A 14,127-nucleotide genomic window follows, 5' to 3' on the forward strand; every position below is an offset into this window, starting at 1 on the left:
TCAAAATACTATATACCTTATTTTAGCTTATACGGACAAGCTTGGAAATATTCAGAGTCGAAATAATTAGAATATTCTTATTTAAGGTGTAATTTTTTCCTTTTTATCATATAATTAGAAAAACAGATGAAGTGTTGTTTATCTTCTTATGGGCCCATTCACCTTTTTACTTTCGTACTTATATAAACTTCAACAAAAGGGGGATTTTTTATGAATTCATTCGAAAAAATAACATTATATATTCTTAGTTTTCTTTTATACCCAATCGGTATTATTACATGGATCATTTCACTCTTTAGTAACGATCTTGAAAAAAAGAACATAGGGCGTATTTGTCTTTACATCTCTCTAGTCTCATTCGTCCTTTTCTTAATCCTTGGAATTGCAACTTTCCTTATGACTGCTACTTTTAACGTAGATCTAAATCATTCAGAATCTATCCAATATCAAATAAATGATGTTGAATAAAGATAAGGTCACTGCTCTTATCTTTATTCACATCTCTTTCAAAATGAATGACTATTTATTAATTCTTCAGGACTTCCACATGCAACAATACTTCCTTCTCTCATTATGACAACACGATCCGCTAGTATCACTTTCTCTACATCATGTGTTGCCACAATTCTCGTTACATCTCTTCCTATCCCTTCAATCATATTCCAAACCAGTTCTTGATTGCCTGGATCTAACCCAGCCGTCGGTTCATCTAAAATAATAAGAGTTGGATTTGATACAATCGCTCGCAATAATGCGAGACGTTTTCTTTCGCCTCCTGAAAGCTCTTCACCGCTTTTATGTAGCACAGTTTGACTCCCTTCAGGTAACCCTCTAATAATCGGCGTTACATTTATAAGTTCACTATTTTTTTCTAACTGATTTTCTAAACACTCTTCCCCGAAATACATATTCTCTGTTACCGTCGTTCGGAAAAAACGTGGTTCTTGCCAAACTGTAGTCATACGAGCTTCATTACCATAATAAGCAATGCTACCGTTAGATGGTTTATACAAGCCCGTTATTAACTTTAAAAGCGTTGTTTTTCCTGCACCGCTTTCTCCCACAATAATAACGAGTTCACCAGGACGAATTTGCAAATCAATATTACGAATTCTGCATTTCTCTTCGTCATTCTCCTGAAATGAAACATTTGTTATCCTGATACCCATCGCTCTTTCTACATTGTTATCTGCTGCTCGTTTATTTAAAAAGCAAAAAGTTCTATTTGCCGAAGCGACTGCAACTTGTGTCATTATTAATAAATCGCCCACATAATGGACAGGGAAAAAGAGCATCTCAATTGTCGCTAACACTGCAATGAGTGAACCAACTTCTATTTCTCCCCTCATTATTTTTTGTGCACCTATAATGAGAACAAGGATATATGCTCCTGTTTCAATCACCGTTCCAACTACTCCAATACAATGTTGCATCATCGTCTTCTTTACTTCCGATTTATACGATTGTGCCGTTACTCTTTTAAATAAGCGAATTGCCCATTTTTCTTTTTGTAAACTCCGCAAATCTTGTATCCCCTTTACAAACTGTGACACCATCTCTACAACACTTGAGTGATTTTTTTGAGCAACGCTTGCAATATCTCTTACCTTTTCTCCCATCAGTATTGGAACAATTGTACTTAAAAATAAAAACGGAGTTACCCACAATATAAACTGTATATCTATATGTTGTAGTGCTATGAAAGCTCCAATAAATTGGGCAATAGCGTGTATATATTCTATTAATATAGAGCCATATAATCTGACCCAGTTCGGAATATCAGACACGACCAAAGTTTCTAACTCTCCTTGCTTAATCTTCTCACTCTCTTCAAACGGTAATGAGAAATAGTGACGCAATAATTCTATACGTTTCGTTTGTAATATACGTTGACTCGCTTTTGAACTTATATAATCAAATAAAAGATTGTTCGCCCACATTAAAAAGCGACTACCCGCAAATAAAGCTATATATAAATACGCACCTTTTAGCTCTCTTTGAATAAGATTGTCTACAATTAATCCCATGAAAATTGGGCGTGATAAATTTAAAATGGCAGCAATTATCCCACTACATACAGCTGCTATTACTAATATTTTCTCTTGTCGTAACGGCAACAATATTCTTTTATACTCTGTCATGACGTTTCCTCCATTTTTATAGTAAAAAGAAAGGGATGAAACCAAATGGTTTCATCCCTTTCCATAAAATAAGGAAGCTAACTATTGTTAGCTTCCTTATTGTTCATTTCAATTATTTAGTTCGACACTTTTGATTCTTCAATTTTCTCACGAAGAACCATTTGCAGAATACCACCGTGACGGTAGTAATCAATTTCAACTTCACTATCGAAACGAGCTACTACTTCAAATTGTTTTTCGTTGCCATCTAAATCAGTTGCAACTACTTTTACAAGATCACGTGGTCTAACTGATTTGTCGATTTGAATTTCAAATGACTCGTTACCAACAAGACCTAACGTTTCAGCACTTTCGCCATCTTTAAATTGAAGTGGTAATACACCCATTAACACTAAGTTACTGCGGTGAATACGTTCGAAGCTTTCTGCGATTACTGCTTTAATACCTAATAAGTTAGTACCTTTCGCAGCCCAGTCACGAGAACTTCCCATACCATAATCTTTACCAGCAACAACTAGAAGACCTGTGCCATCTTCTTTATATTTCATAGCAGCATCATAGATAGATGTTACTTCACCAGTCGGCCAGTATGTTGTATATCCGCCTTCTGTTCCTGGTGCAATTTGGTTTTTAATACGGATGTTCGCGAATGTACCACGCATCATAACTTCATGGTTACCACGACGAGAACCGTAAGAGTTAAAGTCAACTGGTTGTACGCCGTTTTCTAATAAGTAGCGTCCAGCTGGTGTGTGCTTACCGATTGAACCTGCTGGTGAAATGTGGTCTGTCGTTACAGAGTCACCAAATTTACCAACTACACGTAAGCCTGATAACGTTTCAACTTCACCTGGTTCTTTAGATAAACCTTCAAAGAATGGTGGGTTTTGAATGTATGTTGAATCATTATCCCAAGTATATAAAGCTTCGTTTGAAGTTTGGATTTCATTCCAACGCTCATTGCTGTTAAATACTTGTGCATATTCTTTCTTGAACAGTTCAGATGTAACAACGCTTTGAACTACATCTTCAATTTCTTTAGCTGATGGCCAAATATCGTTGAAGTAAACAGCATTGCCATTTGCATCTTTACCGATTTCATCATTTTTCAGGTCAATATCAACAGTACCTGCAAGTGCATATGCCACAACAAGTGGTGGTGATGCTAAGTAGTTTGCTTTTACAAGTGGATGAATACGACCTTCAAAGTTACGGTTACCAGATAAAACAGATGTTACTAGTAAGTCGTTTGCTGCGATTGCTTCTTCTAATTCTGGCGCTAATGGACCAGAGTTACCGATACAAGTCGTACAGCCGTAACCAACTGTTTGGAAACCTAATTGATCTAAATATGTTGTTAAACCAGACTTATCTAAGTACTCTGTAACAACTTTAGATCCTGGTGCTAATGATGTTTTTACATACTCAGGTACTACAAGTCCTTTTTCAATTGCTTTCTTCGCAACTAGACCTGCTCCAATTAATACGTATGGGTTTGATGTATTTGTACAGCTTGTAATTGCTGCGATTGCAATTGCACCTGTTTTCATCGTTACTTCTTTATCTTCTAATGTAACCTTCACTTCTTTATCGAACTCTTGCTCATTAAATCCAAGTCCTTGTGTTCCAACTGGTGCTACAACAGCTTTATGGAACGCATCTTTCATATCTGAAAGTGGAATTAAATCTTGTGGGCGTTTCGGTCCAGAAAGGTTAGATTCAATTGTATTTAAATCAATTTCAACAAGATCAGTATAGATTGGATCTTTACTGTCTGCTGTATAGAATAAACCGTTCGCTTTACAGTATTCTTCAACAACGCGAATTTGTTCTTCATCTCTACCTGTTAAACGTAAGTATTCTAATGAAATATCATCGATTGGGAAGAATCCACAAGTTGCGCCGTATTCTGGTGCCATATTTGAAATTGTTGCACGGTCAGCTAAAGGCATGCTCTTTAGTCCATTACCGAAGAACTCAACAAATTTACCAACTACACCTTTTTGACGTAATACTTGTGTTACTTTTAATGCAACGTCTGTCGCTGTAGTACCACTTGGAAGTGTACCAGTTAATTTCACACCGATTACTTCAGGTACTGGGAAGTATGAAGGCTGTCCAAGCATTCCTGCTTCTGCTTCAATACCACCAACGCCCCATCCAAGAACGCCGATACCGTTAATCATTGTTGTATGTGAGTCTGTTCCAACTAATGAATCTGGGTATGCAACTAAGTCACCTTCAGCATTTTTCACAGCATGAACAACTGGTGCTAAATATTCAAGGTTTACTTGGTGTACAATACCTGTAGCTGGTGGAACCGCACGGTAGTTATCAAATGATTTCTGTGCCCAGCTTAAAAATTTATAACGTTCTTCATTACGTTTAAACTCTAAGTCCATGTTGAATGCAAGCGCGTCTGCCGTACCCGCTCTATCAACCTGTACAGAGTGGTCAATTACAAGGTCTACAGTAATTTCAGGATTAATTTTGTCAGGATCTCCGCCCATGTCTGCCATTGCTTTACGAAGCGAAGCCAAATCAACAACAGCTGGAACACCAGTGAAATCTTGTAAAATTACACGAGATGGTTTAAATGGAACATCGATATCTTGAACATCTTTCGTTCCCCATTTCGCTAAATTTGTAACATGCTCTTCTGTGATTACACGTCCGTCTACTTGACGAAGTACTGATTCAAGTAAAACTTTCACGGAATATGGTAATTGAGATACGTTGCCAACCCCTGCATTTTCAAGCGCTTTCAAATCATAATAATGATACGTTTTTCCATCTACTTCAAAAGTTGCACGTGATTGAAATGGATTATGTTTGACCATTATGTTTCCCCCCTGTTAAACGTGACTAAGTTGTCTGAATATAAAATGTAGACAAACTTTTCAATACCTTACGATAATATCTTATTACAACTTTCTAAATAAGTAAATAATAAGAAACTTATAGATTATCATAAGTTTTCTTTATGTTTCTAAATTTGAATAGCTTTCATGCTCCTTATGAATACTATTATCATAAAGTAAAGTGCTCTATCCGCGGTTTACTTACAGTTCGTACATACTATGAACTGCTCATCATTCAACATACAAAAAATGTTATAGAGGTGAAATAAAATGGGTAAAAGAAAAGCAAATCATACTATTTCAGGAATGAATGCTACATCTGCACAAGGACAAGGAACTGGTTACAATGAAGAATTTGCAAACGAGCCTTTAACTCCAGCAGAGCGACAAAATAATAAGAAACGTAAAAAGAACCAGTAAAGAAAAATCCCAAAAGGTCTATTTTCCTTTTGGGATTTTTTCTAATGTTTATAACGTAGTAATTCCGAAACCGTTACAAATCGATAGCCCTGCTTTTTCAGTTCAGGTAAAATTTTTGCTAGTGCCGCTACCGTTTGACTACGATCATTTCCTCCATCATGTAACAATACAATATCGCCACTTTTAGCATTTTTCACTACATGATTTACAATGGATTCAACCCCTGGATTTGCCCAATCACGTGGATCTTGATGCCACGACCATAGAACAGTTTGATAACCAGCTTCTTTCGCTGTTTTAAATACAGCGTCGTTAATATATCCGCCAGGAGGACGGAATAACAAAGGTTCTTTCACCCATTTTTCAAAAAATTTCTTTCCATCTAAAATATCATTTTCTAATTTTTCATCTGATGAATTACTCGCATACAAATGATTCATCGTATGATTTCCAATTTCATGTCCCTCTTTTAACACTTGTTTCACTAAATATGGATTGCGCTGAACTCGAAATCCAATCATAAAAAATGTCGCTTCAGCCTTATATTGACGTAATAAATCTAAAACTTGTGGTGTATACGTTGGATCTGGTCCATCATCAAATGTAATTGCAATAATTTTTTCATTATTAGGTACTTCCCATGTTACATAACCAGTTGGTTCTAACTCTTTTCTGAGCAACATTTTCGCTTCCACTTTTTCCACTTGAAATATATGTACTGCACATAGCAAAGAAAAAACTAATAGAAAAATTTTCTGTTTTAGCATAACGTTTACTAAAGCAGCAAGGTTGTCGAATAAACAACAACCTCATTTACTTTTCTAATTGATCTACATTTCGCATTATATTTTGGAGATTATTTTCATATTGCTCAAGTTGTGGACGTTGTGTTTCTGAAGCTACCTCTAGTGCATTTTGAATTTGTTCATATGCTTCCTGAACCTCTTGGCGTAATTTTTTTAAATCATGACCGTAGTTTGGATCATTTTTCACAATGTTGTTAAATGCATTTTCTGCTTGTGTAACGCCTTGCTGCGCTGCTTGAAACGCTTGTTGTTTATCTTTATGATATGGCATTATATAATCCCCTTTCTGTAATAGTTAGTCCCAATTATCTTTACCTTTTTTTCTAAAAACATTCTCGTATAAATTTGCAAACTTCTCTCATTCTAAAGAGGAAGAGGAGGTGTCACATACAATGGGAAAAAACAATCGTGAAGCGAAAGAAAAAAAGGACAACCTGAACCATTAAGCGGATCTCATAAAGTAAAAAACCGTAACCATTCACGCCAAAAACATCATGCGCATCATGATATGTAAAACAAAAAGTGCACACTAGCTATCTTTTCCACATACAATGTTTATATTTTTCCATTTATTCTTCACCCCTAATTCATTCATGCATAACATAGTATGAATTGAGATTTTACGGAGGGTGTCTTACATGGGCAAGAAAAAGAAGGATTGTCTTTTTCATGTTGATGGTTTCGAAGAATGGATGGATCAATTTTGTTCTGACTCTTGTAGTAACTTTAGTTTCCCAAATCAAATTCATATTGACCTTTGCGAAACGGAACAAGAATACATTTTGGAAACAGATGTACCAAATGTAACTGAACAAAATGTAGTCATTAAAAAGATGAAGACAGGCCTAACCATTTGCATACTTCATAATAATATTTCTTTACAGCGGATCATTCCTTTACCCGATAATATTATTTATAAGAAGATGCTAGCCTGCTTAGAAAATGGATATTTAGCCATTCATATTTCCAAAAATGAAGTTGCTGATAAGCATGAAAAGAAAGTTCTTTTTTCAAATTAAGAGTTAATATAATACACACTAAGCCCCAGTTGGTTACTGGGGCTTATGTTATTTCGCATGCATTTCTATATTAGAATTTCTATCATATCTTTTTTTCGATAAACCTTTTGTAACTAAAAGCACAGGAAATGCCACAGTTGAAAATATAGCTAATGCTGAAAATACTGCAAACCCATTTTGGTACCCGTAGTAATCGAGAAGTACTCCTCCAAACCACGGACCTATTACTGCTCCAATTCCCGAAAAACCCATCGCACCGAAGTATGTTCCTTTTAGATGCGCAACAGCAATATCATCAATAAATACATCCGTCATCGAAAACATTAAGACTTCTCCAATTGTAAAAATAATTGTACAAACGGCAGCACCTAGCATAGATTCTACTATTCCAAAGCCAAATAATCCCCCGCTCACAAATAAAGTCCCAACCATAATTGATGTTAACGGTGTATACTTTTTGCACATTTGAATAACAGGGTATTGGATAATCACTACAACAATTGCATTTAAAGCGAGCATATATGAGAATAGCTTCACCCCATCCTCAAATATATGTGCATTTGCAAAATATTGAGATACTGTCGTCGTTAAATGTGAAAAACCGCAATTACTCAAAATAATACCGACTAAAGCAACTAAAAATACTATATCTTTTCGCAATATACGCATTGCATTTAACATTGTAACAGGTTTTTCTGTACTCACTTTCTTTTTTTCCATTGGATACTTCTTAAATTGGAACGCTAATATAGCTGTATATAGAATATATACCCCAGCTGCTACTAAAAAAGGAATTGTTGATTTTGCACTTCCAATCTGTAATCCAACAATTGGTCCAATAGCAACTCCAACATTTATTGCACCGTATCGTAAGTTATAGACGAGTAACCGATACTCAGGCTTTGTTAAATCTGATAATAATGCTCTTGATGTTGGCTCAAAAAACGACCTACATAATCCATTTAAAGCGTTTAATAAAAAGAAACTTAAAACATGATCCGCAAGTGAAAAACCTATAAACACAAAAATCCAAACGATCATGGACCAGAGCATAATTGTTTTCCGGCCAAATCGATCTGATAAATTCCCTCCGATAAAACTAGCAAAAACACCAACAAGTGCACTCGTTCCGATAATAGCACCAGTCATTCCAGCTGATACACCTTTAACAGTCGTTAAATAAATCGCTAAAAAAGGGATACTCATTGAAGTTGCAAACCTAGCAAACAATGTCCCTAAAATAATACTCATTCCAAGCGGATGAATATGCTGTAACTTCCCCTTCATCGTTAAACCTACTCTCTCTATTTTCACAAAAAAAAGAAAGCAAAGGATCTGCTTTCTTTTCCTTTTTCTATACTTGAGCTGTTGATACCCGAGTTGTTCTCGTTATGTCCATATCAATTCCATATGTGAACTGTAATTCTTTACACACATCTTTAATTAAGATTGCGACATTATACTTTTCATTAAATTGTAAAACTATGTTTTCTACTTCTTCATATGTATACTTATATTCCCCTGTAATGACACTTTTTAGATCAAAGCATTCGTTAATACAAAGTTGTACAAGTAGCTGGTCATATTTCTCTATTACATCTTCTTTCTTCCAAAGTAACTCTTTTACATATAACCGATCAAACTTCACACTTTCTCGATTACAATCCGTTAAAATCCGGGTCATTTCATTTAATTCTCGATATAATTCAGAAATATTTCTGCTTAAACTAAGCAGTTTATCTACGCCGTTTTCATATAACATATTCATTCCACCCCCGCATTTTCTTTTTCTTATTATAGCAAGAAAATTCTAAAAATAGTTTCTTTCTTCTGAAATATTAGGAAACTAATTTCAATTGCTTTACAATGAAACTAGTTAATGCGAGAGGAGAAAGAAAATTGGAGCACAAATTATATTACACTGACGCTTATAAGCAAGACTTTACTACTAAAATTATAAAGCAAGATTATGATAAAGACGGTAACTTATACGTTGTTTTGAATGAAACAGCATTTTATCCGACAGGTGGCGGACAACCATATGATACTGGTACATTAAATGATATCAATGTAATCAATGTAGAAGAGATAAACGGAGAAATTCGTCACTACATTGCAGAACAATTACATACAGAAGACGTAGAAGGTAAAATCAATTGGGAGCGCCGTTTTGATCATATGCAACAACATGCAGCTCAGCACATTTTATCTGCTGCTTTTTGGGACCATTTTAACATGCCTACAATTGGATTCCATCTTGGTAAAGAAACAGTAACAATTGATTTAGAAACAGAAAATCTTCATGCAGAAACGGTTGAAAAAGCAATACAAATTGCAAACAAAATTGTTTTTGAAAACCATCCAATCCGCATCCAGTGGATGAACTTAGGAGAAGCGAAAAGGTTGCCCCTTCGTAAAGAACCGACTATGACAGAAAATATACGCGTTGTTATGATCGAAAACTTTGACTACAACGGCTGTGGTGGAACGCATCCGAAACGAACTGGTGAAGTTGGTCCTATTCAAGTACTAGGATGGGAGCGCAATAAAGGTGGTATACGCTTAACGTTTATCGCTGGTTGGCGTACACTTAAATTAATGGGACAACAGCAACAAATTATGAAAAATGTTTCTAAACAATTAAACAGTAGCGAAACTGATATTCCAGCAAAAGTGGCGCAACTGCTTACTTCTCAAAAAGAAAACGAAAAAGCAATACAAACAATGAATGAAAAATTATTATTTGCAGAGGCAAATGAACTACTTCTACAACCTATAAAAATTCATGCCGGCATACTTATTTCTAAAGTATTTACAAATCGTTCTATGCAAGAAATCGCAAAACTTTCCGCTATTATTACAGAACAACAAGAGCATGCAATTACGTATTTCGTCATCGAAAATGATGAAAAACTACAATGTATTCTCGCTTGCGGAAAATCAGTATCACTCGATATGAATGCTCTTTTAAAAGATGCTCTTCCTACAATTGAAGGAAAAGGTGGCGGAAATAAAAAGAGTGCTCGCGGTGGCGGGAAAGCAATTATGAGCGGAGATGAATTTTTAAATCAGCTTGTTTCTTCTTTACAGTCGGCGGTGTAAAACATTTTTAGGAAGGATAGCTAATAGCTATCCTTCCTCTATAGTTACAGGCCAATATTTTGTTTCAATCCTTGGTAACTCCCTGCATTTGAAAAACCTTCACTTATAAGAGTTATAAAAGTTTCCGAAAAACCATAGTGACTTAAATCTTTAATCGGCACCATTTGCACATCATGAATCGGATTATGATCAAATTCATTTAAGGGTAACGTAATTTCCCCTGTAATCTTTTCAAGTAAAAATTTAATATGTAATAAAGATGGACTGGCATCCGGTTTATCACAAACATAGAGTAGCTTCTTAATTTTAACTTCTAATCCCGTTTCTTCTCTCATTTCTCTAATCATCGCCTCTTCTAACATTTCACCATTCTCCACTCTTCCTCCAGGTAAAGACCAATTCCTATTAGCAACTTTTTGCTTTACTAGCAATAATTTTTCACCTTCAATTAAAATTCCCGTAACACGAACTTGCATTACATTTTCCATATGTAATCTCCTCTTCCCATTATATTTACAAATTAACCCTTCCATAAAAAGAACGTACGTTTTATAATTAAAGAAAATTATGGAAGAAAGTAGTTGTTACATTCATGCGTCCACCTTTAACAAAGTCTATATCAATTGAAGATTTCCAAAACTATTATTGGTTAAAAGCAGAACTCCAAACATTTTGTCGTGAGCATGGGTTGCCAGCTAGTGGCTCTAAGATTGAAATAACCGATTGTATCTCACATTATTTAACTACGGGGAAAGTGTTAAAAAACAGCTCTGGGCAAAAAGTGAGTAAAGCTTCCCTCTCTTATAAAGACCTTTCTCTTCAAACGATTATTACTAAAAATCACCGCTGTAGCGAAGAGGTTCGTGCTTTTTTCAAAGAAAAAATCGGAACAAACTTCCGCTTTACAGTAGCTCTTCAAAAATTTTTCAAAGAGAATATTGGAAAAACATATGAAGACGCGATAACGTTTTGGTATGAAGAGAACGAACGAAAAAAAGATCCTACATACAAAACAACTATCGGTGCACAATTTGAATACAATCGCTTTACTCGTGACTTTTTCGAAGATCCAAATAATAAAGGGAAAGCAAAAGCTGATGCGATTGCTGCTTGGAACGAAATGAAAGCGAAGCCTGGTAGCAATGTTTATGTTCCTCAAAAAGTAGAAAACTAGTTACCTCGCTAGTCTTCTACTTTCTCAAATAATAGCGCCATCCCTATCCCGCCTCCAATTCCTAATGTAGCAATTCCATATTTCATAGACTCTCTTTGAGCCTGATAAAACAAACGTGTTACAAGCATAGCCCCAGATGCACCGTACGGATGACCGAGCGCAATTGCCCCACCATTTACATTTAATTTTTCATACGAAATTTGTAACTCTTTTGCGCTAGCAACAACTTTTGAGGCGAATGCTTCATTTATTTCAAAATAATCGATGTCCTCTACTTTTACATTCATTTCGTTTAATAATCTGTTCACCGCAAATATTGGACCAGTCCCTGGAAGATTAGGATCCACTCCCACTACAGCACTACGAACGAAACGAAGGACAGGTTTATAACCTAACTTTCGGGCTTGTCCCTCTTCCATTACAAGAACAGCACATGCCCCATCATTTACACCACATGAATTACCTGCCGTCACTGTTCCATTTTGTAAAAATGCGGGCTTTGTTCTTTTAATGATTCGTTCATAATTCATTTCTGGTTTTATAGATTCATCTAATAATCCATTAAAAGAAAATATCTCATCATGTATATAGCCTTTTTCTAACGCTTGCAGTGTCCGCTTATAACTAAGACAAGCATACTCGTCTTGCATTTCTCTCGTTATATTATAACGCTCCGCAACATATTCAGCCGCTACTCCCATGTCAGGATCACCAATTGTTTCAGGTGAAAATCGTGCTCTTTTTTGAAAAGGTGACGTACTTGTACTCTCTACTCCCCCGGCGATATAACACTTACCTGCCCCGCCTTGAATGAGATGACACGCAGTTCGAATTGCTTCTAAACCAGCACCACATTGCCGATCAATCGTTACACCAGGAATATGATAGCCAAGTCCTGCCTCTAAAGCAGATAATCTTGCAACATTCCCTCCTGGCCCAACAACATTCCCTAATATAACATCGTCTATCTCTCTCTTAATTCCTTTACTTAAAAACGTAAGAAGCGGCGTTGTTAATTGATGAACTTCATACTCTTTTAACATCCCATTCTTCTTACCGATAGGTGTTCTTTTCGCCTCTACAATAACTGCCTTATTCATATGTTTTCTCCCGGTTTTCAATCATGCTTTTTGCTTCCATACGAGCGATTTTCCCACTATTTGTATAAGGTATTCCATCTACAAAATGCCATTCTTTCGGTATTTTAAACGAGGATAATCGTTGTAAGCAAAAACTTTTTAATTGTTGTTTCGTAGCACTTCCTTTTACGATCGCGACCGGCTTTTCACCCCAGTAACTATCTTTCACACCAATTACAACTATTTCATCAACAGCTGGGTGTTCATGTAATACACTTTCTATTTCTTCTGGATAAATATTGATTCCTCCAAATAAAATCATATTCTTCTCTCTACCAACAATATATATGAAGCCTTCTTCATCTTCATAGCCTACATCTCGCACTGTCATCCAGCCTTCTGCATTCAACTCCCGTGTTAAAACCCCATCTATTATGTATCCCATAAAAAACTGATCACTTTTCACATAAACAGTTCCTATTTCACCTTTTTGTACTTCTTCGCCTGCTTCATTACATATTCGAACTTGCACATTATGACAAGGTTTTCCTACTGAATTTGGCCTTCTTTCGCTTTCTGCATCGACTAGTGCTGTTACAAAACTTAACTCTGATGCACCATAAAATTCATATCTTTTTGCATAAGGAAATATATTCTTTATTTTTTCTTTCGCTTCAGCTTCCCATTTCGCTCCTGACGAAATAATTTTCACTTTATTTTCTATTAATCTACTTTCTTTATATAAAGATTCAAGCATTGTTGGAACTGTATACATAACTGATATATTTTCAGTTTCTAACTTATCTAATACTTGATTTGGAAAGAACTTTCTCATAATGTGCACTGTTTGTCCTACATATAATGCACTTATTGCCCCATATAAGAAAAGAGAATGAACGAGCGCCCCAACTATTAAAATCGAATCCTCCCTTTTCATATGAAAGTCATGTACATTACAATCAAAACTATGAACCCACGATTGTTGTGCACGTAAAAATGCTTTTGCTGTTCCTGTTGATCCTGATGTAAATCCCATATAAAAAGGAGCATGTTGTACACTTTCTACAGTGGAATATGTAGGAAGATATTTCTCTATCATTCTTTTCCACTCATCAATTTCAATTACTCTTCCTTCTTCATCCAATAGATCATTCACCTTATATCGTTCTGTCACAATCATATCCGGATTACTAATTTCAATTCTTTCTCTGAGCTCATCTTGTTTCCACTTTATATCTAACGGAACACAAACCCACCCGGCCATAGCGGCACCAGAAAATAGTTGTAAAAACTCTATACGATTTTCTAATAGGATTGCTATCGTTTTATTCTTCGATTTTTTTTCATTTAACCAGCTTGCTACTTTACAAACTGATTCGAACCACTCTTCATATGTTAAAACTCTATCATTTTCCTTTATCGCTATTTTATTTGGTTGTAGAGAGGCATGCTTTTTATATTCTTTTGTAATCCCCATATGAGACGTCCTTTCTTTACAAAAATAATAAAAAGAAACACGCAATGA

Annotated in this window: 14 protein-coding genes and 1 pseudogene; 6 read left to right on the top strand and 9 right to left on the bottom strand. The window is 35.6% G+C overall.

The genetic code is table 11. The features are described from left to right. Positions 1–210 precede the first annotated feature (210 nt). Positions 211–468 (top strand): hypothetical protein, encoded by a 258-nt coding sequence (locus MR168_RS06875; protein WP_016123225.1) that lies wholly within the window; start codon positions 211–213, stop codon positions 466–468. 38 nt (positions 469–506) lie between these two features. Here the strand turns inward: MR168_RS06875 and MR168_RS06880 are convergent, their stop codons facing one another. Both MR168_RS06880 and acnA read right to left on the bottom strand, forming a co-directional pair. Continuing rightward, positions 507–2,141 carry an ABC transporter ATP-binding protein gene (locus MR168_RS06880; protein WP_103597469.1) on the bottom strand — a complete coding sequence of 545 codons (1,635 nt, stop codon included), beginning with the start codon at positions 2,139–2,141 and terminating at the stop codon, positions 507–509. Between the two features lie 116 nt (positions 2,142–2,257). Beyond that, the gene (acnA, locus tag MR168_RS06885) at positions 2,258–4,981 is read right to left on the bottom strand and encodes an aconitate hydratase AcnA (RefSeq protein WP_000238564.1); all 2,724 of its coding nucleotides are present in this window, start codon (positions 4,979–4,981) and stop codon (positions 2,258–2,260) included. A gap of 291 nt (positions 4,982–5,272) precedes the next feature. Between acnA and sspO the strand changes: the two genes are divergently transcribed. After that, positions 5,273–5,422, top strand: a complete 150-nt coding sequence (gene sspO, locus MR168_RS06890; protein WP_000518058.1) for a small acid-soluble spore protein O — start codon at positions 5,273–5,275, stop codon at positions 5,420–5,422. A gap of 41 nt (positions 5,423–5,463) precedes the next feature. Here sspO and pdaB read toward each other — a convergent pair whose 3' ends face one another. Together pdaB and MR168_RS06900 are read right to left on the bottom strand one after the other, a co-directional pair. Next, the gene (pdaB, locus tag MR168_RS06895) at positions 5,464–6,189 is read right to left on the bottom strand and encodes a polysaccharide deacetylase family sporulation protein PdaB (protein WP_061665781.1); all 726 of its coding nucleotides are present in this window, start codon (positions 6,187–6,189) and stop codon (positions 5,464–5,466) included. Between the two features lie 46 nt (positions 6,190–6,235). Further along, positions 6,236–6,499, bottom strand: a complete 264-nt coding sequence (locus MR168_RS06900; protein WP_029443034.1) for a hypothetical protein — start codon at positions 6,497–6,499, stop codon at positions 6,236–6,238. A 121-nt stretch (positions 6,500–6,620) separates the two neighbouring features. On the opposite strand from MR168_RS06900, the pseudogene MR168_RS06905 reads away from it, so the two are divergent. Together MR168_RS06905 and MR168_RS06910 are read left to right on the top strand one after the other, a co-directional pair. Beyond that, positions 6,621–6,742 (top strand): annotated as a pseudogene (locus MR168_RS06905) (small acid-soluble spore protein P). A 124-nt stretch (positions 6,743–6,866) separates the two neighbouring features. Then, complete coding sequence (locus tag MR168_RS06910; RefSeq protein ID WP_000516748.1) at positions 6,867–7,247, top strand: Hsp20/alpha crystallin family protein; 381 nt, start codon at positions 6,867–6,869, stop codon at positions 7,245–7,247. 48 nt (positions 7,248–7,295) lie between these two features. On the opposite strand, the gene MR168_RS06915 is transcribed toward MR168_RS06910, so the two are convergent. Both MR168_RS06915 and MR168_RS06920 read right to left on the bottom strand, forming a co-directional pair. Further along, on the bottom strand, positions 7,296–8,534 hold the full coding sequence (locus MR168_RS06915; RefSeq protein ID WP_000676812.1) for an MDR family MFS transporter: 1,239 nt from the start codon (positions 8,532–8,534) through the stop codon (positions 7,296–7,298). Between the two features lie 67 nt (positions 8,535–8,601). Continuing rightward, positions 8,602–9,009: a hypothetical protein gene (locus MR168_RS06920; RefSeq protein ID WP_000965149.1), complete on the bottom strand. Its 408-nt coding sequence runs from the start codon at positions 9,007–9,009 to the stop codon at positions 8,602–8,604. A gap of 137 nt (positions 9,010–9,146) precedes the next feature. On the opposite strand from MR168_RS06920, the gene MR168_RS06925 reads away from it, so the two are divergent. After that, positions 9,147–10,349 carry an alanyl-tRNA editing protein gene (locus tag MR168_RS06925; RefSeq protein ID WP_153579099.1) on the top strand — a complete coding sequence of 401 codons (1,203 nt, stop codon included), beginning with the start codon at positions 9,147–9,149 and terminating at the stop codon, positions 10,347–10,349. Positions 10,350–10,393: 44 nt separating this feature from the next. On the opposite strand, the gene MR168_RS06930 is transcribed toward MR168_RS06925, so the two are convergent. Beyond that, the gene (locus tag MR168_RS06930) at positions 10,394–10,837 is read right to left on the bottom strand and encodes an NUDIX hydrolase (RefSeq protein WP_086388762.1); all 444 of its coding nucleotides are present in this window, start codon (positions 10,835–10,837) and stop codon (positions 10,394–10,396) included. Positions 10,838–10,941: 104 nt separating this feature from the next. On the opposite strand from MR168_RS06930, the gene MR168_RS06935 reads away from it, so the two are divergent. Beyond that, positions 10,942–11,523: a DUF6434 domain-containing protein gene (locus MR168_RS06935; RefSeq protein ID WP_086388763.1), complete on the top strand. Its 582-nt coding sequence runs from the start codon at positions 10,942–10,944 to the stop codon at positions 11,521–11,523. An 8-nt stretch (positions 11,524–11,531) separates the two neighbouring features. Here MR168_RS06935 and MR168_RS06940 read toward each other — a convergent pair whose 3' ends face one another. Together MR168_RS06940 and MR168_RS06945 are read right to left on the bottom strand one after the other, a co-directional pair. Beyond that, positions 11,532–12,623, bottom strand: a complete 1,092-nt coding sequence (locus MR168_RS06940) for an acetyl-CoA C-acyltransferase (protein ID WP_086388764.1) — start codon at positions 12,621–12,623, stop codon at positions 11,532–11,534. Further along, complete coding sequence (locus tag MR168_RS06945; protein WP_086412235.1) at positions 12,616–14,079, bottom strand: acyl-CoA synthetase; 1,464 nt, start codon at positions 14,077–14,079, stop codon at positions 12,616–12,618. The genes MR168_RS06940 and MR168_RS06945 overlap by 8 nt, the downstream gene beginning before the upstream one ends. Positions 14,080–14,127: the final 48 nt, after the last annotated feature.

The organism is Bacillus cereus group sp. BfR-BA-01356 (assembly GCF_022663635.1).
GTDB lineage: Bacteria > Bacillota > Bacilli > Bacillales > Bacillaceae_G > Bacillus_A > Bacillus_A cereus.

Coding starts and splice junctions, on each gene's coding strand:
- MR168_RS06900 (WP_029443034.1), bottom strand. CDS start 6,499: ATGCCATATCATAAAGATAAACAACAAGCGTTTCAAGCAGCGCAGCAA.
- sspO (WP_000518058.1), top strand. CDS start 5,273: ATGGGTAAAAGAAAAGCAAATCATACTATTTCAGGAATGAATGCTACA.
- acnA (WP_000238564.1), bottom strand. CDS start 4,981: ATGGTCAAACATAATCCATTTCAATCACGTGCAACTTTTGAAGTAGAT.
- MR168_RS06875 (WP_016123225.1), top strand. CDS start 211: ATGAATTCATTCGAAAAAATAACATTATATATTCTTAGTTTTCTTTTA.
- MR168_RS06915 (WP_000676812.1), bottom strand. CDS start 8,534: ATGAAGGGGAAGTTACAGCATATTCATCCGCTTGGAATGAGTATTATT.
- MR168_RS06945 (WP_086412235.1), bottom strand. CDS start 14,079: ATGGGGATTACAAAAGAATATAAAAAGCATGCCTCTCTACAACCAAAT.
- MR168_RS06930 (WP_086388762.1), bottom strand. CDS start 10,837: ATGGAAAATGTAATGCAAGTTCGTGTTACGGGAATTTTAATTGAAGGT.
- MR168_RS06940 (WP_086388764.1), bottom strand. CDS start 12,623: ATGAATAAGGCAGTTATTGTAGAGGCGAAAAGAACACCTATCGGTAAG.
- MR168_RS06920 (WP_000965149.1), bottom strand. CDS start 9,009: ATGTTATATGAAAACGGCGTAGATAAACTGCTTAGTTTAAGCAGAAAT.
- MR168_RS06910 (WP_000516748.1), top strand. CDS start 6,867: ATGGGCAAGAAAAAGAAGGATTGTCTTTTTCATGTTGATGGTTTCGAA.
- MR168_RS06935 (WP_086388763.1), top strand. CDS start 10,942: ATGCGTCCACCTTTAACAAAGTCTATATCAATTGAAGATTTCCAAAAC.
- pdaB (WP_061665781.1), bottom strand. CDS start 6,189: ATGCTAAAACAGAAAATTTTTCTATTAGTTTTTTCTTTGCTATGTGCA.
- MR168_RS06880 (WP_103597469.1), bottom strand. CDS start 2,141: ATGACAGAGTATAAAAGAATATTGTTGCCGTTACGACAAGAGAAAATA.